27 protein-coding genes, 2 other RNA genes, 2 pseudogenes and 2 riboswitches are annotated in these 26599 nt (G+C 34.5%); of the genes and pseudogenes, 7 read left to right on the forward strand and 24 right to left on the reverse strand.

The annotated features are described in order from the left end of the window. Positions 1-2: 2 nt before the first annotated feature. From AB1279_RS16215 to AB1279_RS16225, 3 genes are all read right to left on the reverse strand, one after another. Entirely contained in the window at positions 3-179 is a 177-nt protein-coding gene (locus AB1279_RS16215) for a zinc-finger domain-containing protein (RefSeq protein WP_336482874.1), read from the reverse strand. Positions 180-191: 12 nt separating this feature from the next. After that, the gene (locus AB1279_RS16220) at positions 192-851 is read right to left on the reverse strand and encodes a ribonuclease H family protein (RefSeq protein ID WP_429759881.1); all 660 of its coding nucleotides are present in this window, start codon (positions 849-851) and stop codon (positions 192-194) included. 175 nt (positions 852-1026) lie between these two features. Further along, on the reverse strand, positions 1027-1512 hold the full coding sequence (locus AB1279_RS16225) for a QueT transporter family protein (RefSeq protein WP_429759882.1): 486 nt from the start codon (positions 1510-1512) through the stop codon (positions 1027-1029). 6 nt (positions 1513-1518) lie between these two features. Next, positions 1519-1563, reverse strand: a riboswitch (PreQ1 riboswitch). A 246-nt stretch (positions 1564-1809) separates the two neighbouring features. Between AB1279_RS16225 and AB1279_RS16230 the strand changes: the two genes are divergently transcribed. From AB1279_RS16230 to AB1279_RS16240, 3 genes are read left to right on the forward strand one after another with little or no spacing between them, the layout of a single operon-like run. Next, positions 1810-2682, forward strand: a complete 873-nt coding sequence (locus tag AB1279_RS16230) for an aldose 1-epimerase family protein (RefSeq protein ID WP_429759883.1) — start codon at positions 1810-1812, stop codon at positions 2680-2682. Positions 2683-2697: 15 nt separating this feature from the next. Next, entirely contained in the window at positions 2698-3093 is a 396-nt protein-coding gene (locus tag AB1279_RS16235) for a reverse transcriptase-like protein (RefSeq protein ID WP_429759884.1), read from the forward strand. Positions 3094-3097: 4 nt separating this feature from the next. Then, positions 3098-4003, forward strand: a complete 906-nt coding sequence (locus tag AB1279_RS16240; protein WP_429759885.1) for a DMT family transporter — start codon at positions 3098-3100, stop codon at positions 4001-4003. A gap of 2 nt (positions 4004-4005) precedes the next feature. On the opposite strand, the gene AB1279_RS16245 is transcribed toward AB1279_RS16240, so the two are convergent. Next, the gene (locus AB1279_RS16245) at positions 4006-4266 is read right to left on the reverse strand and encodes a DUF6123 family protein (protein WP_429759886.1); all 261 of its coding nucleotides are present in this window, start codon (positions 4264-4266) and stop codon (positions 4006-4008) included. A 300-nt stretch (positions 4267-4566) separates the two neighbouring features. Here AB1279_RS16245 and AB1279_RS16250 point away from each other — a divergent pair, with 300 nt between their 5' ends. After that, positions 4567-5022, forward strand: coding sequence for a MarR family winged helix-turn-helix transcriptional regulator (locus AB1279_RS16250; RefSeq protein ID WP_429759887.1), 456 nt, complete (start codon positions 4567-4569; stop codon positions 5020-5022). A gap of 155 nt (positions 5023-5177) precedes the next feature. Here AB1279_RS16250 and AB1279_RS16255 read toward each other — a convergent pair whose 3' ends face one another. The 8 genes from AB1279_RS16255 to AB1279_RS16290 all read right to left on the reverse strand — a co-directional run bounded on the left by AB1279_RS16255 (position 5178) and on the right by AB1279_RS16290 (position 10169). Beyond that, positions 5178-5318: an FbpB family small basic protein gene (locus AB1279_RS16255; RefSeq protein WP_429759888.1), complete on the reverse strand. Its 141-nt coding sequence runs from the start codon at positions 5316-5318 to the stop codon at positions 5178-5180. Between the two features lie 454 nt (positions 5319-5772). After that, positions 5773-6639 carry a 5'-3' exonuclease gene (locus tag AB1279_RS16260; RefSeq protein ID WP_429759890.1) on the reverse strand — a complete coding sequence of 289 codons (867 nt, stop codon included), beginning with the start codon at positions 6637-6639 and terminating at the stop codon, positions 5773-5775. 118 nt (positions 6640-6757) lie between these two features. Beyond that, a complete protein-coding gene (locus tag AB1279_RS16265) occupies positions 6758-7468 on the reverse strand; it encodes a cation-transporting P-type ATPase (RefSeq protein WP_429759891.1) in 711 nt (236 codons plus the stop codon). Positions 7469-7785: 317 nt separating this feature from the next. Continuing rightward, a riboswitch (M-box (ykoK) riboswitch) is annotated at positions 7786-7951 on the reverse strand. Positions 7952-8081: 130 nt separating this feature from the next. Next, positions 8082-8265, reverse strand: a non-coding RNA gene (gene ssrS, locus AB1279_RS16270) — 6S RNA. A gap of 21 nt (positions 8266-8286) precedes the next feature. Next, a non-coding RNA gene (gene ssrS, locus AB1279_RS16275) (6S RNA) lies at positions 8287-8471 on the reverse strand. A 115-nt stretch (positions 8472-8586) separates the two neighbouring features. Next, positions 8587-9420 (reverse strand): sulfurtransferase, encoded by an 834-nt coding sequence (locus tag AB1279_RS16280; protein ID WP_429759892.1) that lies wholly within the window; start codon positions 9418-9420, stop codon positions 8587-8589. A gap of 2 nt (positions 9421-9422) precedes the next feature. Further along, positions 9423-9695, reverse strand: coding sequence for a YpbS family protein (locus tag AB1279_RS16285; protein WP_429759893.1), 273 nt, complete (start codon positions 9693-9695; stop codon positions 9423-9425). A 12-nt stretch (positions 9696-9707) separates the two neighbouring features. Next, a complete protein-coding gene (locus AB1279_RS16290; RefSeq protein ID WP_429759894.1) occupies positions 9708-10169 on the reverse strand; it encodes a GNAT family N-acetyltransferase in 462 nt (153 codons plus the stop codon). Between the two features lie 72 nt (positions 10170-10241). Here AB1279_RS16290 and AB1279_RS16295 point away from each other — a divergent pair, with 72 nt between their 5' ends. Then, on the forward strand, positions 10242-10496 hold the full coding sequence (locus AB1279_RS16295) for a DUF3931 domain-containing protein (protein WP_336482861.1): 255 nt from the start codon (positions 10242-10244) through the stop codon (positions 10494-10496). A 3-nt stretch (positions 10497-10499) separates the two neighbouring features. On the opposite strand, the gene AB1279_RS16300 is transcribed toward AB1279_RS16295, so the two are convergent. Next, entirely contained in the window at positions 10500-14150 is a 3651-nt protein-coding gene (locus AB1279_RS16300; protein ID WP_429759895.1) for a dynamin family protein, read from the reverse strand. A gap of 636 nt (positions 14151-14786) precedes the next feature. Here AB1279_RS16300 and AB1279_RS16305 point away from each other — a divergent pair. Beyond that, the gene (locus AB1279_RS16305; RefSeq protein WP_429759896.1) at positions 14787-15950 is read left to right on the forward strand and encodes a DUF418 domain-containing protein; all 1164 of its coding nucleotides are present in this window, start codon (positions 14787-14789) and stop codon (positions 15948-15950) included. A gap of 265 nt (positions 15951-16215) precedes the next feature. Continuing rightward, positions 16216-17544, forward strand: a complete 1329-nt coding sequence (locus tag AB1279_RS16310; protein ID WP_429759897.1) for an erythromycin esterase family protein — start codon at positions 16216-16218, stop codon at positions 17542-17544. A 288-nt stretch (positions 17545-17832) separates the two neighbouring features. Here AB1279_RS16310 and AB1279_RS16315 read toward each other — a convergent pair. The 11 genes and pseudogenes from AB1279_RS16315 to AB1279_RS16365 form a co-directional block, all read right to left on the reverse strand. Continuing rightward, positions 17833-18374, reverse strand: a pseudogene (locus AB1279_RS16315) (imm11 family protein). 139 nt (positions 18375-18513) lie between these two features. Next, a complete protein-coding gene (locus AB1279_RS16320) occupies positions 18514-18762 on the reverse strand; it encodes a DUF4176 domain-containing protein (protein WP_429759899.1) in 249 nt (82 codons plus the stop codon). A 190-nt stretch (positions 18763-18952) separates the two neighbouring features. Continuing rightward, positions 18953-19147, reverse strand: a complete 195-nt coding sequence (locus AB1279_RS16325) for a hypothetical protein (RefSeq protein WP_429759900.1) — start codon at positions 19145-19147, stop codon at positions 18953-18955. A gap of 623 nt (positions 19148-19770) precedes the next feature. Continuing rightward, a pseudogene (locus tag AB1279_RS16330) lies at positions 19771-19932 on the reverse strand (pre-toxin TG domain-containing protein); the annotation flags it as partial. A 175-nt stretch (positions 19933-20107) separates the two neighbouring features. Then, the gene (locus AB1279_RS16335; protein ID WP_429761448.1) at positions 20108-20680 is read right to left on the reverse strand and encodes an imm11 family protein; all 573 of its coding nucleotides are present in this window, start codon (positions 20678-20680) and stop codon (positions 20108-20110) included. A gap of 401 nt (positions 20681-21081) precedes the next feature. Beyond that, positions 21082-21231, reverse strand: coding sequence for a hypothetical protein (locus AB1279_RS16340; protein WP_429759901.1), 150 nt, complete (start codon positions 21229-21231; stop codon positions 21082-21084). 89 nt (positions 21232-21320) lie between these two features. After that, a complete protein-coding gene (locus tag AB1279_RS16345; protein ID WP_429759902.1) occupies positions 21321-22556 on the reverse strand; it encodes an IS110 family transposase in 1236 nt (411 codons plus the stop codon). A gap of 154 nt (positions 22557-22710) precedes the next feature. After that, positions 22711-23496 carry a recombinase family protein gene (locus AB1279_RS16350; RefSeq protein WP_429759904.1) on the reverse strand — a complete coding sequence of 262 codons (786 nt, stop codon included), beginning with the start codon at positions 23494-23496 and terminating at the stop codon, positions 22711-22713. 860 nt (positions 23497-24356) lie between these two features. Then, the gene (locus tag AB1279_RS16355; protein ID WP_242141989.1) at positions 24357-24734 is read right to left on the reverse strand and encodes an immunity 22 family protein; all 378 of its coding nucleotides are present in this window, start codon (positions 24732-24734) and stop codon (positions 24357-24359) included. Positions 24735-24747: 13 nt separating this feature from the next. Continuing rightward, positions 24748-25098 carry a hypothetical protein gene (locus tag AB1279_RS16360; protein WP_429759905.1) on the reverse strand — a complete coding sequence of 117 codons (351 nt, stop codon included), beginning with the start codon at positions 25096-25098 and terminating at the stop codon, positions 24748-24750. A gap of 168 nt (positions 25099-25266) precedes the next feature. Further along, positions 25267-26502: an IS110 family transposase gene (locus tag AB1279_RS16365; RefSeq protein WP_429759907.1), complete on the reverse strand. Its 1236-nt coding sequence runs from the start codon at positions 26500-26502 to the stop codon at positions 25267-25269. Positions 26503-26599: the final 97 nt, after the last annotated feature.

Raw genomic sequence — 26599 nt, forward strand, 5'->3', positions numbered from 1 at the left:
ATTCAAGACAATCGAGTTCCATACTCTTTTAGCTTTGCTCCTATTGTGCATTGCCGAATGCAAAAGGAGTGGGCATAACGTTTACTATGTTCTTTTCGAAAATGCTGCTGTAAAAAGCAGCCATCGCAATATGTTTCTAATAAATCATTCACTTCCGTAATCAACTGCTTACGATCCACTCCTTCACACCCCTACTCTGTTATTTCTTTATGACTATCAATGTTCGTTCCCTCAAGTGCTTGCGTTGCCAATTGATGAGCTTCTTTATTCTGTTTTCTAGAAACGGGTTCACATATTAGTTTTATTCTCATCTGTTTTGCTTTTTGTTCGATTTGATCTAAATAATGGATTAAATGTTCCTCATAACATGGCCATTCACCCTCTAATTGCTGAAGCACCACTTGAGAATCACCGCGAAGAATAACGGATTCATACTTAACTCCTAGCTCTTCTAGCACGTTCATTCCATATAATAGTGCAGCATATTCCGCTTCATTATTATCATCAATACCTTCTATGTAAGCATTGCGACGAATTCGATACGTTTTTCCCTGCTTCTTATAATAAATGCTCACTCCCACGCCCGCTTCTTTCGTCTCAATATCGTACCCTCCATCGAAATACAATAGGAGATCTTGCGGCTCTTCTTCGACTTGTTTACTCAGTTTCTTAACTTCTTTTACCGTCCATTCTCCCCCCATTTCATCGTAAAACAACAGTTCTTTCGCTCTCCCTGTTTTTTCAAAGTCCACAGCAAGCTGCATCGCCTCTTCTAAACGAAGGTAATCTGTTTCAAGCTTAGTCTCTAAACCATTCTTTGTTCGGTATAACCAAGTTATTTTATATTTCATTTCGCTCCCCCTTGTACGTATAAAATCAATACACTACCAAATATTACATGTTCATTTTATAATATTTTGTCTATGAGTACAGTATTCTATTCTGAATACATCACATCTCCGAACGATGAATTGCAGAAAAGAAATAAGAGTTGTCACGATTAAGTAAACAACTCTCTTAGCCATCTTATACAAATTTTTCAAACTGCACTCGTTTATTAATAAAATACATAACAGGTGCTCCAATAGCCATTACAACAAATTCGCCAATTGCACATGTTAGCCATGTAAGCAAAAATGGTAAATCGAATGCGAGGTGTAGTTCAGTGGCAATAAGGAACATTGTAAAGGTAAAGACAACTGTATTAAAAATCATACGCGTCCATATCCCTTTTATGAAACGCATAGAAACAATTGTACAAAGCAAGGCAACTATAGATTGCCCCACCCCAAATACAAGATCATATGCAATCATTGGTGAGAAAAAGAGATTTGTTAAAAATACGCCTAACACAATCCCATAAATATATTTTTTATTGAACACAACAAGATGATTGAACATTTCCGAAATACGAAATTGAATATTCGTAAAACCAAAAGGTTGAATAAGCATGGAAACGGCAATATATAAAGCTGCTAAAATCCCGTTACCAACAAGTGTCTTAATTTTCATTGTATAATCTCCTTAGTTTTTTTACGTGGGATGGTTACGAACCACGTGAATATGTAAATGAACAAAAATACATTATATTTATAATTTGAATTTAAGTCAATATAGCAGAAGATGTATCAATTGCACTGAATTACAAACGGACAGTCATAAACTACCCTTTTCTTTTTATAGGACGTATAATAAAGTGAAACTTCCATCAGTGGAAAGTTTTTTCATCTCTAACTGATGGAAAGCTCTCACCAATCGGGCTTTTACGGGCAGTTATAAAAAACATGAAAGGTTTAGGAGGGATTGTTCATGACAGCAACAATTCAAAACGAAAAAGTGATCGTTTCTATTTCTGAAAAAGGTGCAGAATTGCAAAGCATTCGTTTAAAAGAAGATCATACAGAATATATGTGGCAAGGGGATTCAAAGTATTGGGGACGACGCGCTCCCATTTTATTCCCAATCGTCGGAAGATTAGTAAATAATACATATTATGTCGATGGAAAATCTTATTCGTTAACACAGCATGGATTTGCTCGCGATCTAACATTTACAATAAAAGAACAAAGTGAATCAAAAATTACATACGTAGTAACGAGTAATGAAGAAACATTTCAAAACTATCCATTTGCATTTGAATTACTCGTTTCTTATGAATTACATGAAACATCTGTGTACATAACATACGAAGTAATCAATTCAGATGCGAAAGAAATGTATTTTTCAATTGGAGGACATCCTGGCTTTAATTGTCCTTTACTACCAAATGAATCTTTTACAGATTACTACTTATCTTTCAGCACTCCAGAATATTTAGAAACAAGCGTATTAGAAGGACCATTTCTTTCTAAAAATAAACTCCTAGTAGGAGAAGGAACAACCGAACTTCCGCTTACATACGATTTATTTAAAAACGATGCGCTTATTTTTGAAAATATGAACAAAAACGAAATTGCTATCCGTTCTCATAAACATAATAAATTTATTAAAGTAGCATTTGAAGGATTTCCATTTGTAGGTGTGTGGACACCTGAAAACAGCGCACCATTTCTATGTATTGAACCTTGGTATGGCATTGCTGATGAAGTAGAACCTGCAAAAGATTTTAAAGAGAAAAAAGGAATTCAAATGTTAAAAGCGAATGAAACATTTACATGCTGCTATAGCATTACAATCGGTTAATCGGAGGTTTTCAATTTGATTGAAGTGTACATTGATGGTGCATCAAAAGGAAACCCTGGTCCTTCTGGCGCCGGTGTTTTTATTAAAGGTATTCAACCGCCTGTGCAGCTTTCTGTTCCACTTGGCGTCATGAGCAACCATGAAGCTGAGTATCATGCATTACTTGCTGCATTAAAATATTGCACCCAACATAATTATAAAATTGTATCGTTTCGAACAGATTCCCAGCTTGTAGAACAAGCTGTTGAAAAACAATATGCGAAGAATCCCTTATATGCACCACTTTTAGAAGAAGCATTGCAGATGACCCAGCAATTTGATCTCTTTTTTATGAAGTGGATTCCAAGCAGTCAAAATAAAGTAGCAGATGAATTAGCTAGAAAAGCAATTTCAAAAAATGAACGGGGGTAGTGTATTGAAAAAAGAGTGGATTGCTCCTCTTGCATTGTTGTTCGTTGCCTTTATTTGGGGAGCTACGTTTGTTGTCGTTCAAAATGCTATGTCATTTGTCGGACCATTCTCTTTTAATGCTGTACGTTTTTTATTTGCCGGACTTATTTTATTCGTTATTCAGCTCATTTCTATGAAAAAAACACCTATTAAACGGGCAGGGTATAGTAGCGTCGCTGGTATCATAGTAGGATTCTTTTTATGTATTGGTTACTTGCTGCAAACATTCGGCTTATTATATACAACTTCTTCTAAAGCAGGATTTTTAACAGGACTTAGTATTGTCATGGTACCTGTTTTATCTTTTATCTTTTTAAGGCAAAAAGTGAATATATTTATTGTACTCGGAATTACAGTAGCTACAATTGGATTGTTTTTATTAACAGCTGGAAGTTCTTTTCAATTGAATATAGGAGACCTTCTTATCTTAGGCTGTGCTGTAGCATTTGCTGCTCACATACTTGTAAATGGGTTCTTTTCAAAAAAGGTATCTCCGCTATTATTAAGTACAACACAAATATTAGCAGTTGGAATCTTCTCTTCTATTTGTGCATTTTTGTTTGAAGATTGGGAGAAATTATTTTCGTTATCATTATGGACGAATCGTTCATTTTTGTTTGCACTATTGCTAACATCGCTATTTGCCACTTCTCTAGCATTCTTTATTCAGACAACAGCACAAAAGTACACGTCACCTACTCGCGTTGCCATTATTTTTGCAATGGAGCCCGTATTTGCAGCAATCACGGGTGTTCTTGTTGCGAATGAGCAATTGTCGGTATCAGCTATCATTGGGTGCATTTGTATTTTCTTAGGAATGATCTTTGTGGAACTCCCAAATAAACAAAAAAAAGAAGCGCAGGCTGCATGAAGTTATGTTTGTAACTTCCGCATAAAAGCCAGCGCGCTTTTTTTATCGGTAATTTTCTCTTCCTTTAATCGTTCTAACAAAGCAATAAAGTAACTACCATCAAACTGTAATTGATGCTTAATCGTCGCTTCAATCGCCGCATTCACAATTCCATCAGATGAACCTGTATATCCTTGACCAAACATAATAAATCCTTGTGCTTCCTCTGATAATTTAAATCCTTTTGTATGTAAGAATGAAAGGTAATCTTGAACTGTTTGCATGATGTCCCCACCTAATTTGAAAAATTCTCCACCCTCTATCATACATGTTTTCAAGCATTATGAGAATGAATTTTCTTTGAAAACTGCTGTAGAATCTCTTGTTTTCTGAAAAATAAAGTGAAACTTCTATCAGTGATTTCCCCCCTTATCTTCCTTCTCATTCCTCATAATCTTGAGGCGGGAGTCTTACTGACCACGAATAGCGGGATAAAAAGAACAAATTCGTTGATTGTTTATTTATTTTAGTTTAATATTGAACTGTTCAAAAATAAACTAAATGCATAGGAAGAAGGATTAGCAATGGCGAATAACGATTTACATACAATCACAAAAATCATGCAATCATTTTTAGAAATTCAAAAAACAATTGCTTCATTCACCCAACAAAATGCTGCTAGCTTAGGATTGACAGTATCTCAAATGGGGATTTTAAACACTATTTATACAAAACCAGACCTTACTTTAAAAGCAGTAACAGAAATGCTTTCTTTACCTAAAAGTACAGTAAGCGTAAGTGTAGAGGGACTTTTTCAGCTCGGGTTGGTAGAAAGAGCACAATCTCAAGAAGATCGAAGAGAGCTCAAATTAAACGTTACTTCTAAAGGAAAAGAACTCGCAAAAAAATCTATCGAAAATTCATCCTCTTATCGCGCAATGATGATTGCATTAGAAAAAATGCCACATGAAGATATTCAAACTTTGTTACGTATTCATAGTCGTTTACTCACTCATTTACAAGAAATCGAATATAAATAAAGTTTTTTAACATCCCTTGAGCTAGATAAACAAAGTCCTTTCAGATTATCACTGAAAGGACTTTCGAATTTATAGCAGCTTAAGTGGCACTGTTTGTATTTGAATGTATATCCAAGATTTATAGATTATTTTCCTAATCAAAAAATTTCCGTTACTCAGTTACTTGCTGCTCCATATGATACATGTCTTTTTTCAATTTTTTCTTCAATTTCTCTTATGTTCTCCTTATTATTCAATAATAATTGTTTATTTTCTATTAATAATTGTTTAAAGGATTTTCTTATTTTTTTTCGCATACTTAACTTCCTCCTTAACTGTTATGAGAAATTTTATTTATATAAAAGATAAGTAATTATCTGTATTGTGTAATAATAAAAGAATTGTGTGAAATCCATTTGAATTTTAAATGAAAACTATGTATATTTTTTCATAAGTCAATATGTGCATAGCTTTGCGATTGTAATGTAGCTTCCCCAGTAGATTGCTTACTACTTTTACTATCAATCTAAAGAAACCAGATATGTTGTCAACTACCCACCACTTAAACGCTAACACGTTTGAAGATGGGGACTTCTTTCGGAAATACGTTAAATATAAATAATAACGCCCAATCAAATGTATAGTTTGATTGGGCGTTATCTATAGTCTAAAATAAATCTTTTTCAAGAACTGCTTTTTATCCCGCTACTTTTGGGCAGGCTTTCCATCAATGTGGTATGCAGAGAAGCTCCTACTATTAGAAGTTTCTCTTTATAACATATTTACAAACATTTCGGGTCTGCTCCAGTTCATTTGCTCACAAACGAATCGCATTTTTTCTATATTAATTGTGTGAAGGGCTTCTTCTAATTCACAAGAAATTGGCACTTCACAATGAATTTGTGCAAGTTGTAATGACATATGCAAATTGTCTAAGTCGCTTTCAATTTTTGTGCGTTGTGCTTTCGTTAATGATGCAATGTTTTCTAAGACAGCTGCAACGGTTCCATACTCTTGAATAAGCTTATATGCTGTTTTTTCACCAATTCCTTTTACACCTGGATAGTTATCGCTTGAGTCACCCATAAATGCCTTTGCATGAACAATTTGCCACGGTTGTACACCTTTTTCTTCGATAATTTTTTCAGGTGTGTAATATTCATAGTTTCCAATTCCTTTTCTAAGAAGCATGACCGTAATATTTGTATCAACAAGCTGCAGCAAATCTGTATCACCCGTTAAAATAAACACTTCTGCTTCATTTTGATACGCTTTTGCTAATGTTCCAATACAGTCATCAGCTTCATATCCTTTCATACCAATAACTGGAACAGATAAATGTGCAGTCATTTCTTGTACTAAATCGAATTGTGGAATTAATTCTTCTGGCGGTGCACCGCGATTCGCCTTATAGTTTGAAAATGTTTCTGTTCGAAACGTTGTACTCCCCATATCCCAGCACGTGACAATATGAGTCGGTTCAATTGCCCCAGATGCTGTTAATAAATGCTTCATATAACCATGAATCCCATTTGTCGGGGTACCATCTTGTCTTTTCATAAATTGTCCGTATACACTTGTTGCATAAAAAGCACGAAATAATAGTGCCATGCCATCTACTAATAATACTTTCTTCATAATTCCTCTCCTAATAGCAAAAATAAAAACCTCACGTCATGACGCAAGGTTATAAATAATCAATGATGATTGTACTTTTTATTATACAATGATTTACCCCATTTAGCATCCATAAAGATTACTTACAATATTGATGTAGCAGTTCCACATATGTATTATTTCCAGTGGAAACAACAACTGCTTTTGCTGTTCCATTCACAATATGGGTACCTTTGTAGCATAAATTTTCAAGATAAAGTGGATTATAATCTTTTATGCGTTTTAACGGCATAAATCTCTTTTTCTCGATATGATAACAACTTTCATATTTTTCTACAAGCGTTTCTTTTCCTGTTAAAGGGGATTCATCTACTAATAAATCTTTTGCGTAAATAATGCGGGCATCAGCTGGTACAGTATCACCTGCGGAAAGACAAATTACATCACCTGGAACCAATTCTTCTACAGGAATATTCATCATTTCAGAATCTGGATCTACTCCATTTTCCTTTTCATTTACTACTCTTAAAACAGCAACTGTTTTTGATGTTGGTGCACTCGTTTGATTCGCTTCCTTTTCAAACAGACTTACTTTTTCAATCAACTTCATCATGATATAAGCCAGCATGATTTTTTTATTCGCATATCGTTCATTTTTCCCGTATTGCGTGATACGTTTTTTTGCTTCTTTAACAGAAAGACCATTTCTTGTTGTTTTAAAATAAGCATATACAGATTTCACATCTCGAATCGCAACTTCTACAAGCATTTCATTATTTTTCTGTAAAATTTCTCGCCCTTTATGATTTATGTTATCTATAATTCCATCTCGTTTATTTACATATAACATCGTCCGTCTCCTCCTTGACGCACGCAGGAAGAAACTCACTGTTTCTCGACTTATCTGTTCACAGATATAAAGGGAGGAACAATTCGCTTCCTTCCTACATGACATATTCTCTTTTTGAAATATATGGGTAACGGAACCGAGTCCGAAGCTGACATTGCTCCTCACCTCCTCATAAACTTATTTTTCGTTATGTATCTTTGTACAAAATACACCCTTACTAAAAAAGACCTTTCCCGGAAACGAGTAAAGGTCTGAACATACGCAAACAAGCGAAGCTTAATGAAACTACATTTCATAGTAGCTTATATTAAAAACAATCGCACCTCTCCCTCGCCGAGCTTTAGCACTGTATAGCATAGGTTCTTCACCAGCTACGTTAAAAAGGACCTTAATTCGATCATTCCTGTTGACCCATTGGCGTCTCTCGACATTTTTGGGCAGTAGCATCTCTCTATACAGGAGCCTCACCTAACAGAGACATATTTAATTATAAGAAAAATGTTACTCTCGTTTCTAGTTGGTGTCAATGTTTTTTATGTAACATTCTCATATTTCTTCTATGATACTGAAAAAAAATAAAAAAACCTTATGTTATACAACATAAAGTTTTTATAAAGGACCCACATATGCCGTTCTCTCTAGATGTCCATAAACCCGCTCTCGCAGGTGGATGCTCTCAAAAACGCTTTCATCTTCCTTCTTAAAAAGATGGTATGATGGCCACATTTAAATATTGAACTTCCGTATTACTCTCATTGGTTTAAGACATACACAAGCTACGTACATCGTAGGCATTTATTATTAATCATAAGGATAAATAGAACCCCGCACGTGCCGTCCCTCGTAAATGTCCAAAAACCCGCTACTCGCAGGTGGATGTTCTCACAGTTACCTTTCATCTTCCTTCTCAAAGAAAGGCTTGATGTTGGCCTCTAAATATCGAACTTCCGTAAAACTAACATCGGTTTTAGACATAAATAAGTTACGCACACCGCAGGATGTTTTATTTATTTGTCGCTATCTTATCACATTGTTCACATCGTGTAAAATAGATTGTTTCTTAAGTATTTCTTGTTTGTGTTCCTATTGTAATACAAATTTTTTCACCATGCAATAGGTTACTGATTTTCTTTCACAATTGAATTTTCAGGATACGAAATCCAATCACTCCAGCTGCCTGCATACAATTTTACATTTGTAAAACCAGCCATTTTTAACGCTAATACGTTCGGACATGCCGTTACACCTGATCCGCAATATACAATCGTTTCTTTCTTTTTATCAAGATGAATAAAGCGCTCTTCTTGTTCGCTTTGTCCTTTAAAAGCACCAGAATCAGTTACGCCGTCTTTCCAAAAGTAGTTTTGCGCAGTTGGAATATGACCTGCTACTTTATCCACTGGTTCTTCTAATCCTTCGTAACGCCTTGGTTCTCGCGAATCAATAAGTGTTATATCTGCCTGTTTGTTGATTTTCTCTTGTAATTCTGCCATTGTTACGACAATATCATGCTGCATAGATGGAACAAACGTCTTAGATGCAAAAACCGGAATATCATTCGTTACTTCGAATTTCCGCTCCTTCCATGCCGGGAAACCACCATTTAATACATATACTTTGTCATGTCCAAGGTACGTTAAGAGCCACCAAAGACGAGAGGCATTCGCTCCTCCTTGGCTATCATATGCTACAACCGTTGTACGTTCATCAATTCCAGCTTGTGAAAGTTTTTGTGCAAACGCTTCTATATTTGGAAGCGGGTGACGTCCTCCATGTTGTGTAACCGGACTTGATAAATCTTTATCTAAATCAAAATAGAGCGCACCTAAAATATGTGCCTCATTATATTGCTCTCTGCCCCAGTTCGGGTTTGCTAAGTCAAAACGACAATCGATAATACGAACATGCTCATCTTGTATATGTTCATGTAACCACTCGACTGTAACGATCATACTTAACGACCTTCTTTCTCTTGTAAACGTCCTACGTACTCCATCACCATTTCTTTTGTCACAATCTTACGTTGCTGTGCAATACCGTTTTTTGCAAGTTCATTAATTTGTTTTGTTACCATATTAATTACATCAACAGAGAAAGGTTTTCCATTTAACGCAAGTGATACAGCCGCTTCTATTGCCGCTTCACGCTGCGCCTCTAATTGTAGAAATGCTTTCACAACCTCATTTTGTTTACGAGAATGCTCTGTAATTGCTGCATGTACTTCCATGTTCTCTTCCCCCTAGTGTAAGTCCATCATAAGCCGAATCATATCCCGGCATACAATGCCATTTTCAATAATCTCTTCTTCATAATGCTTTGAAAAGTAATCAAAATCAATAGAAAAAATACGAAATGCACATTTTTGATACAAAGCAAGCTGCGAGACGCTCGAATTACCTGTCCCAATTTCAAGCCTCCGCATGCCATGTTCTTTTGCAGTTGTAATTGCATGCTGCAATAACTGCTTCCCAATGCCTTTACCCTGTTCTTGTTCACAAACTGCAATGTTCATAATCTCCATCGTATGAGGACGTGTTTCCAATACTATATATGTCCCTATTACATGTTCATCGCGTTTCGCAACGTAAATCATTCCTCGTTGAAGATACGACTGTAACTGCCTTTCGCTCGGATCAGCGAGTAATAATAACGATATCGGTGCCTTATCTTCAGAAATGCGCTCAACAATGAATCGTTCCATAAAAATTCTCTCATCCCCTCCTGTTCTAAATACCCCTTGTCTTCCATAAGTAATACAAAGGAGGTCATCACTATGGACAACAATGAAAAGAAGTGCAATATAATCTCCATTGATGAGAAGAAAAAGAAAAATGGCACGTATTCTTATCCAAAGTTAGTAATAGAAGGGAAACCATATGAATTCGCATCCTTCGTCTTATGCGGCGAAACGCCAGATGGAAAACGACTCGTCTTAACTCATATGGTTTCCTCAGATGAATTTGCAGGATTTGTAAAATCATTAGATACTGTACTACAAAAACGCATTGAACGTATCTTTTTTTCTTAATACTTATAGAACTTCTACTTCATGTTCTATTTTCATTAATTGTTTTGCCAGTTCTTCTTTTCTCTGTTCGTATGCAGAAACATCAATTGTTTCCAATAACGCAAATAATAAACTTTCATAGTATTGCGCTGCGTCTTGCATCATGACTGTTTTCACAAGTTTCCATCTATGAAGCCATTCTTGTTTATAATGATCAATAAATAGATGCTGTTCTTCCATTACGTAATCTGCTACAAACGGTTCTAATGTTTGCTTCATTTCTTCTTGCATCAATGCTTTATCATTTTTTTCAAAGAAGCTTTTCTCACTTTTAAAATGAGATAATGCTTTTTTAAATTGTTTTGCTTCCATATTTGGAAATGGATTTTCATGCATTAGAACGCGATAGTCATATGTTATATCTGTATGGATGACGAGCTGTTCATTCTTTGTAGCACATTGCACTGCTACTTCTTCTTGCACATGTTTCATCGTTTCATTCATCCATTTTTCAAGACGCAGCGACGTTGCACGCATTTCTTGCAATAAGTCATGTTGTAAGAAAGCAATTAACTCCATCATGCACTCTTGTAATTTTTCTTTCACATTCCCTTGTGTTCGTAAAGAAGCTGGATTAATAAATTCTGTAAACACATCATTGTAGCGTAAAAATAAGCGCTGCTTTACATAATATAGAAGCTCTTTCACTTCATTTTCTAGCGCCATTTCTTCTGTTACAACACTATGCGAAGTGATCATATGAAGCAGTTCTTCACGTTCCGCTTCATATTTTTTTCGTTTTTGTTCTTTTTCTTCATTTCCTTGCGTTGCACTTTCAATCATATTTGTGAGAAGTTTATAGCCGTTTTGAAGTGCCCCATATAAAGAATGAATCGATACAAGCATTAAATCTCTCATGATAAACGAAGTGAAAGCTTGTTCAAACGGTGCAAGACCAGAATGTTTTAAAATACCATACGTTTCTGGCGAAATATCTTTACCTTGTTTTTCTTCTAATGCAAATAAGCTAGAAATCGCAAACAGACGTGGATTACGAATCCCGTACTGCAACAATTGATCGCTAATATATCCTTTTACTGTGTGTAATTCCTCTTCTGACTGCGCTAAATCCGCAGCATTAATTAAGAAGAACATTTTATCAAGTGCAAATGTATCTTTTACGCGTCCAAGCTGAATTAAAAATTCTCGATCCGCTCGTGAAAATACGTGATTATAATATGTTACAAATAAAATTGCATCTGCATTTTTTATATATTGGAACGCTACGTCTGTATGGCGCGCGTTAACAGAGTCTGCTCCCGGTGTATCAACAAGTGCAATGCCTTGTCTTGTTAATTCACAATCATAATAAAGCTCCATATATTCTACAAAGCATGATTTTTCTTCATTGGCAACATAATCAGCAAATTCAGCTAACGTTACGTTCGATTGTTCTCCCAAGCGATGCCCTACTTCAGCATATCCATGCTGGACCGCTCGTAAAAAACTAAATGTCGTTTTTTGTCTGCCACTTGGCTCTGGATATTGCAGTACATCATCAATTTGTAAGAGAGCTTCTTCTAACGTTGTAACATCACGATGAAATAACTTATAAACAGCCTTTAAGTCTTCAAAGAGCGCCGTTTCCGATTTGAACTGTACAACTACCGTACCATGAGGCTTCTCATCTGTTACCGGTAAAATTTGATTAATCGTTGCTGTTGTAGGATTCGGTGATACTGGTAGTACTTTCTCTCCTAATAAGGCATTGGCAAAGGACGATTTCCCTGCACTAAATGCTCCAAATAACGCTACAGTAAATTGTTTTGTTTCAATGCGTTTTCTCTTTTCAACGATTTCATCGTATACGTGCGTCAAAGCTGGAAGCTGTTTTAGAACAAATTCTGTTTCCTTCACATGTTCTAATACGCTCTGAATATTAACATTGCCTGTACTTGCAACTTGATCTTCCGTATACGTAGATACAGCTTCTTGTTCTTGTAATTGAAATTTAGCATTTGTCACTTGTTGTGTTTGTTGTAAAATTTCTTCTATTTTCATCGTTTCAGGCACAGAAATACAATCGTTCCATACATCATGCAAATATGTTGCATACTGATCGTATTGTTCCATATATTGATGTTTCATATCATTCGCATGTCGTACCGCTTCGTATTGCTTCCGTTCTCTATCAATGCTTAACAGCTCAGCTTTTCCTCTTTCTTGTATTATCGGTAAAGCTTTCGCAAATATAGATTGTGCCGCATTGTAATATCGTTTCTTTAATTCATTTGCAACATCTGCTGTATAATGCAATAAATAATCTCCTGTAAATCCTGCTCCTTGCTTAATTACTTCTTCTAAAAGCGACGGTTCAAAGAAAATATTCAAATCGTATACTGCTTTTCCTAATTCTTCTGTAAATATCGCTTCTTGCTTTGCAAAAGAAACAATATATTCTTTTACATGAAAGTCTAATTGTGCTTCTACCGTCTTTTGCAGGGACTCATAAAACACTTGTAAACGACGCTGTTTTTCTTGATCAGTCTTCGCTTTTGCAAATAATAAACCAACTTTAAATTTCGTCAATTTTGTTTCTAAGTATTGATTTGCTAAATCACGCATTTCAAATGGCATTAAATATGCATTATCTAATATATTTTGCAACCCTATGATAAATCTATTTTTTACCTCATCTTCTTTTGCGTAAAATTCTCTTTCTTTTTTAGCAAGTTCTTCTAAAATGGCCGTAACTTCTTCATATGATAATACCGATGCTAATTCTTCACGAAACGGCTCCAGTTGTTTCTCATACTGAGTTAACAAATGGGAAAGATGTTCTTGTAGTAAATAAGAAACTTCCTTCTCCATTCCACCTTCTACATAAGAACTGCGTTCTTTCATAATAGAAACAAGCAGATCCTCTAGCTTTTCCAATTCATTGTACGAATGCCCTGGTAATCGTAAAGACGTATAGAATATACCATCAACGTCAACATTCCAATTTGCAAATGACTGCATTACACTTTGCTGATAAGCAGAAAAAGACAATTCTTGTTCTTTATGCTTATCAATCTGGTTCACAACAAGATAAACTGTTTTGTTACGCTGCTTTAATTCTTTAACAAATTGTAAATTTACTTCCGATTGCACATGATTATAATCCATCATGTAAAAAATAATGTCAGCAAGATGTAGCGTAGATTCAGTCGCGAGTTGGTGTGCATCATCAGTTGAATCAATACCAGGCGTATCAACAAGAACAACGCCTTTTGGGAGCGGTGCATCGCTCCGGTAAATATGAACTCCAATCACTTCATCGCCATTTTTACAAAGCTGTTTTAATTCTTCTGCTGTATACATACCAGCATACTCGTATTTCTGTCCTGATTTTAATGTAACAATAACGCGTGCGTGTCCTTTTTCTATCTTTACCACATTCGCACTCGTTGGAATCGGACTTGTTGGCAACAATTGATCTTTATATAAATAGTTCATCATTGTTGATTTTCCAGCAGAGAAATGCCCGCAAAAGGCAATCATAAGCTGCTCTTCTTTATATTTCTGTATAACTTCAAGCAGCTTTTCACTATGTTCTGTATCACTTTTTTTCTGCCACTCTTCATAAAAACAAACAAGCTTTTGTAGACTGTTTGTTTGCACTGTTTTTGTCATCCCCTCGTGCCCCTTTGTTCCAAGATGTATATATCTTCTATATTACTAAATTTTCAGCATCTTCACAGTAAAAAAATAAAAAATCCCTTTCATTTTCTGCAAAAATGAAAGGGATTTCTATGTAATATAGTTCATTATTTAGTTGCTCCTACTCGATTTAACACATGCTTTGTTACAACTGCATATAAAACAACTGTTCCTGCTAAAAATGCGTATACCATATAATCACACCTAACTTTCTTGATAATGATTATCACTTTTAAACATATTTTATCACTAAGGAGAATGATTATCAATATACATTTAAAAATAAAAGCTCTCTTTCGGAGAGCTTTTATACTGCCTGTTTTAAAGGAGTGTAAGATTGTTGTGCCCTCTTATTATAACTCACAGAAGAAATGTTAACAGTTAAAAAAACTGGAAATATATATCCCCTTCTTTTCACACCGTATATACTAAAAGTGATAAAGAAAACTTCCATCAGTGGGGGGCTTCATCCCCCACTGATGGAAAGCTCTCGCTGATCGGGCTTTTACGGGCAGTTCTCCCCCACCTATCTTCTTCGCTTTTCTCTGAATCTTGAGGTGAGGTCTTACTGCCCGCGAATAGCGGGATAAAAAGAAAAGGAGATGAAGTATGACACAAAGTATCTCACAAAATGAAAGGATTCATTCTATTGATATGATACGAGGGGTTGCAATTTTTGGTATTTTCCTTGTAAACTGGCCAGTATTAGCTGGCATTGAATCAAGAGATTTAACAGGTGTTTACGAAGGGTTGGATCGTTATATTCGACTATTTTATGATATGTTTGTCCAAACAAAATTTTACACAATTTTCTCCTTTTTGTTTGGCCTTGGTTTTTATATTTTTATGACACGAGCCGAAGAGAAAGTACATCGTCCAAAAATATTATTTATACGTAGACTATTCATTTTATTATTGTTTGGATTTTTACATTATGTGTTACTTTGGGATGGCGATATTTTACATAATTATGCGATTAGCGGATTCATTCTCCTTTTATTTTATAAAAGACAACCAAAAACTTTACTGATTTGGTCGATTATTTTGTTAAGTATATGGGAATTCATTATGTTGCTTGCTAGTTTAACGATGCTAGTCGTTCCATCTGAACAGCTTGGGGATTTTTCCGCTCCAGTTGTTCCATTACAAGATTGGACCTTGCAAATTCAAGAACGCTTTACTTCTTTTTACTCTGAAGCTATTTCTCTTATGACGCTACCGGAAACAGTTGGTCTCTTTTTACTCGGTCTATATGCCGGCAAAAAAGAAATTTTCCACCGCGGAAAAGAAATTGATACAAAGCTAAAGAAATGGCAAATCATTACCTTCATCGCCACCTTGCCAACATGGGGGATTATGGTTGTCTATTTTAATATGAACGATTCATACGTACCGTTGAAGATGATTGCCTTTATTACGTTAAGCGGAAAAACATTATTCATCTTTTACATTCTCACACTTATGCGTCTATTGCAGCATGCAAAATGGCAAAAAGTATTCCGGCCCTTTCAATATGTTGGCCGCATGGCATTAACAAACTATATTTCGCAAACTATTGTAACCTTATTAGTATTTGGCTTATTATTTCAAGCAAATATCACATTCCCACTATGGGGCGGCACACTATTCTGTATTGGCTTCTATATGATTCAAATCTTTATCAGCCGCTGGTGGCTATCTCGTTATCAGTATGGGCCACTTGAATATATTTGGCGTCTTGGTACCTATGGAAAAAACATGCCGCTGAAAAAACAAAACAGTATATCGTCGTAATTTATTAAAAATCAAGATCTTTATAACTTTCTTGTCCTTTATATAAAAATGAAAACCAAAATAACCTGCTTCCTGTATTTTTGGGTGGCAAGTTATTTTGGTTTTTTGTATTGGCATGAGTAAATTAAGGATTTTTTAAGAATCTATTAAGAAATAAGTGAGTTTTAGGAAATAGAATAAATTTGTGAGAAGAAAATTAATGATTCAAACGGATGCTCTTAGAACATGTCAAAAAACTAATAAATAAGCATTTTAGGAGGTTTTTATGAAAAAAATGACTACTATAATTCCCGCTGCTACTATATCACTGACTAATTTTACAGAAAATACTTATGCAACTTCAAATACAGAGGTTTCTGTTACAATGCCCTACAACACTAATCCAATAGCCAAATGGTTAAAAGAGCATGCAAAGCCTTTAAAAACAACTAATCCAACTGCATCTCTTAATGATTTAAAACCCCTTAAGGAGATGGTAGGATCAGCTTCAATCGTAGGCTTAGGTGAAGCTACGCATGGGGCTCATGAAGTTTTTACAATGAAACATCGCATTGTTAATTATTTAGTATCTGAAAAAAGCTTTACCAACTTAGTTTTAGAAGAGGGATGGGACAAAGCTTTAGAACTAGATCGTTATGTTCTTACCGGAAAAGGGGATCCTAGCCAACATCTATCATCTGTATTTAACACGAAAGAAATATTAAATCTCGTCAATTGGATACGTCAATATAATGCTAATCCAAAACATAAATCCAAAGTGCGTGTCATTGGGATGGATATACAATCAGTAAACAGAAATGTTTATGATAATATAATAGAATATGTAAAAAAAAATAATCCAAATCTTGTGCCTAGTTTAGAAGAGAAGATAAAAGGCCTTATTCCTGTAACAAAGGATATTTCTATCATTGGCAGCCTTACGGAAGAAGATAAAGAAAAATATATTTCAGATGCTAAACAAATCAGTGCTTTATTAGAACAAAATAAAAGTAATCTAAATGAAAGCTCCAAAGAGTTCGCATGGATAAAACAAAATGCCCGTATTATCGAGCAGTTTACTACAATGGCAGCAGCATTGCCTGATAACCCGTCAGACCTTTTTTTGAAGCATGATATTGCAATGTATGAAAATGCGAAGTGGACAGAAGAACATTTAGGAAAAACAATTGTATGGGCACATAATGGACACGTTTCGAAAACAAATATGTTACCTTTTATATATCCTAAAGCAGCTGGACAACATTTAGCAGAACATTATGGAAAACAGTATGTATCTATTGGAACATCCGTTTGTGAAGGACGATATAATGTTTATAATAGTAACCGTGAATTCGGCCCATATGGAACAGTAAAATCAGATGACCCAAACAGTTATAACTACACCTTGGGACAAGTCAAAAACGACCAATTTTTGATTGATTTACGTAAGGCAAACGGAATGACAAAAGCTTGGTTAAACGAGCCACATCCATTTTTTTCTGGAATAACTTCCGAAGGCCCTGACATACCGAAAACTGTTGATATATCATTAGGTAAATCGTTTGACATACTTGTTCAAATTCAAAAAGTGAGTCCATCTCAACTAAATCAATAGATCTGTAATAATGTGGCTCAACGAGGTGTGGCATCGATGGTAATGTATGTGACAATAAAATTGTTTTATTGATTATCAAGACCTAAATTATAAAAATCCCTAAAAATAAAGGAAAGCACATATTATACATGACTAATATATGCTCTCCTTTTATTCCATTAAAGCGCCCGATTGTTGAACATGCAGGGAACGGAGTGCTATTAGATTTTTTCATCCGTAAAGGTTTACTTTTTTGAATAGGTTAATTCTCATACATTTATTAATACACAATATTTTACAGATTCTTCTTCACCGAACCCAACCCGTTAGTTGAAGAAGAAAGGTGATAAAGAAAGTATCATCTATTACAAACACTGAAATTGAATAAACATGTTTATTTAAAAATACTTTGAAAATATTCTCATTTTCTACAATATGGGGGATGAATGAATATTTTTCGCAACCAACTATTAGACCGCTTCTTAGTTTTTTAAAAACAGTTTTGGTGTTATCTATTGCATCTAACTGTTTTAAAACATTAATTGCATAATAGCATTCGTTTGTAACGTTATGAACCAAAGGAAGAAATTCAATATTATTTCCTATTAAAGGTTCTAAAACACTTTTTGCTTTTTCACTAACAAGCAATACACCATTTCTTTCCCAAAAATGCGGACAGTCACTTCGATTACCTTCTTCCACACATTCAATAAGTATTTCTCCCCATGAATTAGATAATTTTTCTGCCAAATCAAATTTCCCATCAAAATATTTTTCATGATTTTGATCGAAATTTAATAATTGAAAGCTTCATAGTTATCGACAAAACCTCTTAATTCCCATATTTTCATTTTATTCTCCTTAAAAACCATTTGATTATTTTGGTTTATTTAATTTTAAGTCTCCATTTAATAAACGTTCTCTTATATTATGACATAACACAAAAACACCTCAGAATTCATCCAAGGTGTTCAATACGGTTCTTTATTTTTACATTTCTACTAATTTCTCACGTAGTGTCAATTCACTTTCAGTCATATAACCTCTATGTAATTCCTCTATAATTTTATCATGATTAAAGCACAATACTTTTTCATCACCTAAATAACCAACAAGATAAGGTACACCTACATAATCAAAATCACGTTTATCTGCTGAACCAATCATTCTTACAATAATCATAATGATTGGTTCTATGCCTTCAAGTTTAACAACTGAGCCGATAGGTAATAGTTTCATTTATTTATTCTCCTTTCTCTTTTTATAAAACCGTTCCACTAGTATTGAAGCACAAAAAGTGAATGCTCCTATGCAAAGGATAATTAGGATTGCTAATAATTTCTCTATAATAGTACTCGTAGAAAGTAATATTATAACAATTGGTGGTAATACACCTAGAACAATTAAAATTCTTCCTTGTTTTAGCAAACTAGTTATCTCCATTCCTTTTTAATTTACTAGTTATATATTCTAGTAAATTTGTAGTGCCAAAAGATAAGAAGGCTAGTATAAGCACAAAAGCAATAAGAGCTAACTTTTCCCCCCATCCATAAGGAGCAAAAAGGCTAAATATTAGTAAAACTGAAAACCCAACAATTTTAATAATTCTTGCATGTTTAAACATGTTTATTCTTCCCCCGGTTTAGTAAATTTAGCAAATATCCCACCACCAACTTTTCCACCGCCAACATATACACCAGTTTCTCGACCCGCACGTAATTTGTAACCGAATGTCCCTATTCCAAATTCGCCTCGTATTTCAATATCATATTCACCGATAAAAGGAATAAAATCAGGAATATCAATCTTCTTTAAGGCTAATTCGTATTTATGAATCGTTAACTCTGCATCATCTTTAAATGTGTAATCCTCGATTCCGTAAGCTAAAGAACCATCTAGGAATTTCTGCGTTACCTGCATCTCAGTATTATATATAATATTAGTTGAAATGGAGTTTTCTAAGCCTGTAATCCCTACCTTACCTCCAATGATGTTTCCTGTAAAAAAATCTTCTTTTATTGTATTAAAATTATAAGGGGCGTTTAAATCAACTTCCCCATGACCAGCTTTAAATGAAAACTCATTACCTTTTGAAATAGCGTATTTTCCTTCGATTAAATTTCCTTCTGCTTTTCCTCCAAGACGCCCATCTGTTTTCCATTCTGCTGAACCTACAAAAATTTTGTATCCTCCTTCAAAGGGTTTCACATATTTCGCAGAAGATGACATGAAAGCTAATTTATCAACTTCACGAGCCTTATCCTCTGTAATCTTTTGAATAGATGCCGTCCATCCCATATTCAATTCTTGTATACTAAATGTACCGCTAGCGGCACTGAAACCTTTCCCGCCTTGAACTTCCGCAAGACCTTGCGCGACACTGGCAGCTAGTTGGAGTGCTGTATCGTAACCTGGATTATACATCACCACGGACACTCTTGCCTTGAGCTAATTGCTGTTTTCAGAGCTTGAACCCTAGAGAATGTACACATGCAACGCACACAAAAAGAGTGCATGTCATAAATACAAGCACTCTCTCCTCTTATAATGTTTCTATTTCTAAATCAACTTTCTTTCCTATACCCTACATATTCAATTCTGAATCCCACACCTCAACAAATTCAAAACCTTTTAAATCACTTTCTAATACTATATTTCTAAATTCATCAGATACTAAAACAGTAGAAGAGTGTAGTGTTTGATTTAAATAGGTTTTAAATATCATTTGGCTCTCAACTATATTAGGTAAAAATGCATATTTTTCGAAACCTATTATTAATCCTGTACTTAGTTTTTCAAAAACTGCTTTATTATAGTCAATTGCATCAATTGTATTTAAAACATTTATTAAGTAATATACTTCCCCCGTAACATCATGGATTAGCGGGAGAAATTCGACCTTATTATAAATTAGGGGCTCTAATACTTGTTTTGCTTTCTTACTAACCATCGGTGTCCCGAGTTCTCCCCAAAACATAGGGCAATCACTTTGATTATCTCCTTCTACACATTCAACCAATATATCTCCCCAAAAATCCGATAATCTTATTGCCAAATCAATTTTCCCATCAAAATATTTTTTGCGGTCTTCTTCCAAATTTAATAGCTGAAAAGATTTATAGTTATCAAATAAACTTCTTAACTGCCAAATTTTCATGGTTGTTCTCCTTAAAAATTCTATGCTAATTCTGTCAACTCTCATCTCAACATTTTTCTCCATCAATTCAGGATAATCTGAAAAATACTCATCCTCATCAGTTAGAACTAACCCTGCATCAATTGAATCCTCCTGTAAAAAACCCCTAATATAATATTCATACCCCAAACCAATACGCTCTAATTCTTTCTTGTCTTCTTGAATTTCACGGATCATTAACTCATCTAAAATAGTAAATCCTAATGATACAGGATAACTTTTCCCTAATTCAATTTTATAGGGACAAATAAAAGAAAATCCTGTAAATTCAACACCTTCTATTTCAAGGGTCACTTCTTCCTCAATTTGTGAGTCTAATCCTTTCACAAGAGCCATATATATCACATTTAACACCCCTCTTCCTACTCTGCCGGATTAATTACTGGAATATTTTCGCCGTTAAGGGTTTTCCAAATCTTTTTTCCACTTTGATTATGATAAATAGTAATGTGACCATTATTATTAGTACCTACAAATTCAAACTTTGCTTTACCATTTTTGTTATTCCCCATAAACTTAACATATCCTGTCTGTATTTCACCCGTACCCTATGTTGTAATCTTAAACCCTCACAATAAAAAACAAACCATGCAAAACCTTATTAAACTACTTCTTTTTCTTCTACTACCGGCAATTCATAAGCTGTTTTATATTTCATCATCCCATATATAATGTTCACAAGCCTTCTCATAATACACACCAAAGCCTGTCCTTTTGTTTTTCCTTCTTTTAGTTTCTTTTGATAGTATGCATGAAACACTGGGTTTCTTGGCATCTTACTTCCTTTTGCTACTTGCACTTGCTGTACAGCTAAATTATAAAATAAAGCGTGTAGCGCCCTGTTTCCTTGTTTACTTTTATGTGTCTTACCTTTCCCACCAGAACCAAAGTAAACAGGCGCAATCCCCGCAAATCGTGCTAATTTATTGGCATTTAGAAATCGCCTTATATCTCCTATCTCAGCTATTAATGCTGATGCCGTCACAAGTTCTATTCCCGGCATCGTGTCTAGTTGATAATCTAATACATTCATTAACTGTTTTAGTTCTCTCTCAATGTATTTCATTTCCTGTTTTTTAAATACAATGTCCCTCACAATACTTCTTACTAAAAAGTCTCGTGTCTCTTGATACTCTTTCATTGTTTGTCCATCTTCTTTTACAAGCTTTAATATGTCACTTGCTTTCTTTACCGAACATGTATTGTGACTAACATCTAATAAAAAAGCCGTTAATTGTTTTACACTAACACCCTCTAAACAAGACGGTGACGGATATTGCTTCCAAAACGCTAATGCTGTTTTTCCATCTAACTCTGAGAAAAACTTTTTATAGCTTGGATAATGGTGATTTAATTGAATATGTAGTTGATTTTTCAAAGCAGCTTGTGCTTTTACTAATGCATTTCTTCTTGAAACCAGTTGTTGTATCGACCAAAATAAATCGTTTGGCTTTGCATCTGGTAATTGATTAAATTTGTTTACCAATATGCGTGCTACACATTCCGCATCCCAGCTATCGTTCTTTTTAATCATTACCTCACTTTTTCGTTCTAAAAATGATAAAGCTGGATTTACTTCTTTTACAACTCTCTCATGTTCTACTAAATATTTCGCTAATGCTCTTCCGTAACCACCAACATCTTCTAAACCAAATACAACAGTTATCCCATCACACACATATGTCTCTACTTCTAATAAAAACTTCGAAAATGCAGATGGTTTATTCTCAAATTGTATTTCTCCTAGTTTCTCTTGCCAACAATTAATAATAACAGCCGTATGATGCTGCTTATGTAAATCTACTCCTACATACAAATAGTTCTGCCTATTATGCATAACTCATCCCTCTATTCAATTATTTAGTCATATAAAAATGTCGGCAACCTTAGTTCGAGCGTTCATCTTCCGATGCGCATAGGTACGCAAGCCTATCCATTTTTCATCACTCTAGTAGTATGTATAGTAAAATGAGCTAATTTTTTAAGTGAGTTTATGAAATAATTGCTGCATGTTTTCCATTTGTTTGTATTTCCCCGTATTTATACATGCCACGATAAAAATTCTCTCTATCTAACATGCGTTTCACTTGTACTTTCGTAAATTGTTTACCTTTCGCTGTGCAGTAGCCTTCCACATTCAATTGTTCTGCCAATTGCGTAAGTGACCAATGTTTAAAAAAGTGTCGTAATTCAAATAGTCTACGTACAACTACTGCTTTCTCACCATCTACTTCTAACACCTTTTGTCCTTTTGTTGCCTTGTAGCCAAACAATACACCACCACCTGCATATCCACCTTGTTCCGCTTTTTTCTTTCTACCTCTACTCAGTTTTAACGCAATCTCGAGACGTTGGTATTGGTCTAATAGTTCTAACATTCCATTCACTAAAAAATCATTTGGGTCATGTGTGTATATACTATAATTTGGTTGTTCAATTGCTTTTACATCTACCCCATGTTTCTTTAGTTCTCGTTGTATTAACACTTTTGCCATGTCTGAGCGCCATAAGCGAGATGTATTGAGTACAATAACTTTGCCCACTTGATGATATGCCATATCCGACAATAGCTCTTGTAGACCTTCACGTTCAACTGTTAATCCATCTTCATCTACTGTTGCTCCGCTAGTTCCTTTATCTTCGTATATGTGAAGCAGTTGTAGTTCATTTTCGTTACAGTACCGTTCAATTTCTTCTACTTGATACGTTAGGCTGTACCCTTCACGCACTTGTCCTTCTGTTGAAACACGTACATAACCAACTACTTTCTCTTTCATATTGAGTCCTTCCCGTTACAGCAATTACAATCCCTGTAACATTTACCCGTTTTTTGCGGATAACGTGTTCGTAACGTAAATCCGTTAAAACGTACTTTACGATGACTTCAAAAAATAACACAACCCTTTATTTTTCCCTCTACTATCGTCATACACTGTTCACAACCATTACAATCTATAAAAATTTAATACTTAGCGCACTTATAAAATTATAATGTGTCTAATCATTTCTATCCTAAAACGCAAAAAAGCACTTGTTGCCTTTCGTAGACAATCAAGCGCTTTAAGTTCATATATTTTTAAGTAACATTAAATTTGTAAGTTTTATTGTAACAGTATGACACCTTTTATATGTCGTGACAACTACTACGTTAAAACTTACTAGTTTGTACGAGTTCGTTAGTTTAATATACATTCCATGTGTTTATATTCATCGCCATGTAAAAAGTCATCTCGCCTAAGCTCGTACTTCGTTTTCTATTCTATCATTGCACACAGTACTCCATGATGGTACAACCATCATGGAGTATATATTTTCAAACACCCTTTTATTTTTTTCTATCTGCTTCACATATACTTTATTTTCCATTCGTATATGTGCTAATGTATATTTAAACTTTAACACCACGAGCTTTTTCATTTTCTTGTGTAAAGTATACATCGAGTAGTAAGTGTAGTTACAATACTTATAAAGTCATTGTAACCAATCCCGTGCGCTTTTCTTTTTACTATAAGCTTTTAATTTCAATATAAAATTATAAAAACCTTGAGAGGCATATAGCCCATCAAGGTTTCAAATTAATATAAGATTAACGCTCTTCACTATTCAACGGTTTATTCAAATTTCAATCTAGAGATTACTATTGTAAGTAACTAGTAGAAGTAATATAATCAAAATCCTCAAAAGAATTAACTAGGTTCTCGTACTCAAAATTGTAAATTAAAATAACAGCGTTATATAACTTATTTAAGTTAACATATCCTCTAATTTTAGGTAGTATAATCTCCTCATATGAACAACCCTCTAATAAAGCAGAGATATTATCACTCTTTTCTTCTAATACCGCTTTTTCAATAAAATCCTCATCTGTTTCATCCATATCAATATTAAAATCTACAAAAAATTTAGAAGGTACAGACTCTCCGTCTTCATCGTATGTTAAATTGACGTATTTCTCTAACTGGTTTTGTGTTTTAATATTACCTAACCATATTGAAACCATTCCTTGCTTTTCCATAAATAACACACTCCTATTTTAATCTTAATCCTTCTGGCAATGATGAAATTCCACCCTCTAATCTATAGTAAGCCCAATTATTAAGTCTTCTAATAAATGTGTTATAGTCATTTGATGTATCAATAATTGCCAATAATTCATTATGTGCTTTTGTAGAACCTAATCCTCCATGAACGCCTTTAGGATTTACAAATTTAACATCAGATATTGCTGTTCTTAAATCTTTAATTTTTTCAGCACTTATATCCCAAAACTTGAATTGTGGAGCCCTTGATACTAAATGCCATTCATGTAAACCACCAGGTTCTCTAAGCTGACGTTCAATTTTCTTTCTAATCTTTTTATCTTTCCATAATTCATCCAATTCTGTACTAGAAAGAGAATTAAAGAAATCATTAAATTTGCCACTTTTTGCAGTCGGGATATCTTCTGTAGTTAATTTAGATATATCCTCTATCTTACTACCTTCTCCCGTACCCTATGTTGTAATCTTAAACCCTCACAATAAAAAAACAAACCCTGTAAAACCTTATTAAACTACTTCCTTCTCTTGTACTTCCGGCAACTCATAAGCTGTTTTATATTTCATCATGCCATATACAATGTTTACAAGTCTTCTCATAATACATACCAATGCTTGTCCTTTTGTTTTTCCCTCTTTAAGTTTCTTTTGATAGTATGCATGAAACACTGGGTTTCTAGGTAACTTACTTCCTTTCGCTACTTGCACTTGCTGTACTGCTAAGTTATAAAATAAAGCGTGTAGCGCCCTGTTTCCTTGTTTGCTTTTGTGTGTCTTACCTTTCCCACCAGAACCAAAGTAAACCGGCGCAATCCCTGCAAATCGTGCTAATTTATTGGCATTTAGAAATCGTCTTATATCTCCTATCTCAGCTATTAATGCTGATGCCGTCACAAGTTCTATTCCCGGCATCGTGTCTAGTTGATAATCTAATACATTCATTAACTGTTTTAGTTCTCTCTCGATGTATTTCATTTCCTGTTTTTTAAATACAATGTCCCTCACAATACTTCTTACTAAAAAGTCTCGTGTTTCTTGATACTCTTTCATTGTTTGTCCATCTTCTTTTACAAGCTTTAATATGTCACTTGCCTTCTTTACCGAACATGTATTGTGACTAACATCTAATAAAAAAGCCGTTAATTGTTTTACACTAACACCCTCTAAACAAGAGGGTGACGGATATTGCTCCCAAAACGCTAATGCTGTTTTTCCATCTAACTCTGAGAAAAACTTTTTATAACTTGGATAATGGTGGTTTAATTGAATATGTAATTGGTTCTTTAATGCACTTTGTGCTTTTACTAATGCATTCCTTCTTGAAACCAATTGTTGTATCGACCAAAATAAATCGTTTGGCTTTGCATCTGGTAATTGATTAAATTTGTTTACCAATATGCGTGCTACACATTCCGCATCCCAACTATCATTTTTTTGTATCATCACTTGGCTTTTTCGCTCTAAAAATGATAAAGCTGGATTTACTTCTTTCACTACTTGTTCATGATCTACTAAATATTTCGCTAACGCTCTTCCGTAACCACCAACATCCTCTAAACCAAATACCACTAATACCCCATCACTCACATATGTCTCTACTTCTAATAAAAACTTCGAAAATGCAGATGGTTTATTCTCAAATTGTATTTCTCCTAGTTTCTCTTGCCAACAATTAATCATAACAGCCGTATGATGCTCCTTATGTAAATCTACTCCTACATACAAATAGTTCTGTCTATTATGCATAAACTCATCCCTCTATTCAATGATTTAGTCATATATAAAAATGTCGGCAACCTTAGTTCGAGCGTTCATCTTCCGATGCGCATAGGTACGCAAGCCT

This window comes from Bacillus sp. S14(2024) (assembly GCF_050473785.1).
Classification (GTDB): domain Bacteria; phylum Bacillota; class Bacilli; order Bacillales; family Bacillaceae_G; genus Bacillus_A; species Bacillus_A yunxiaonensis.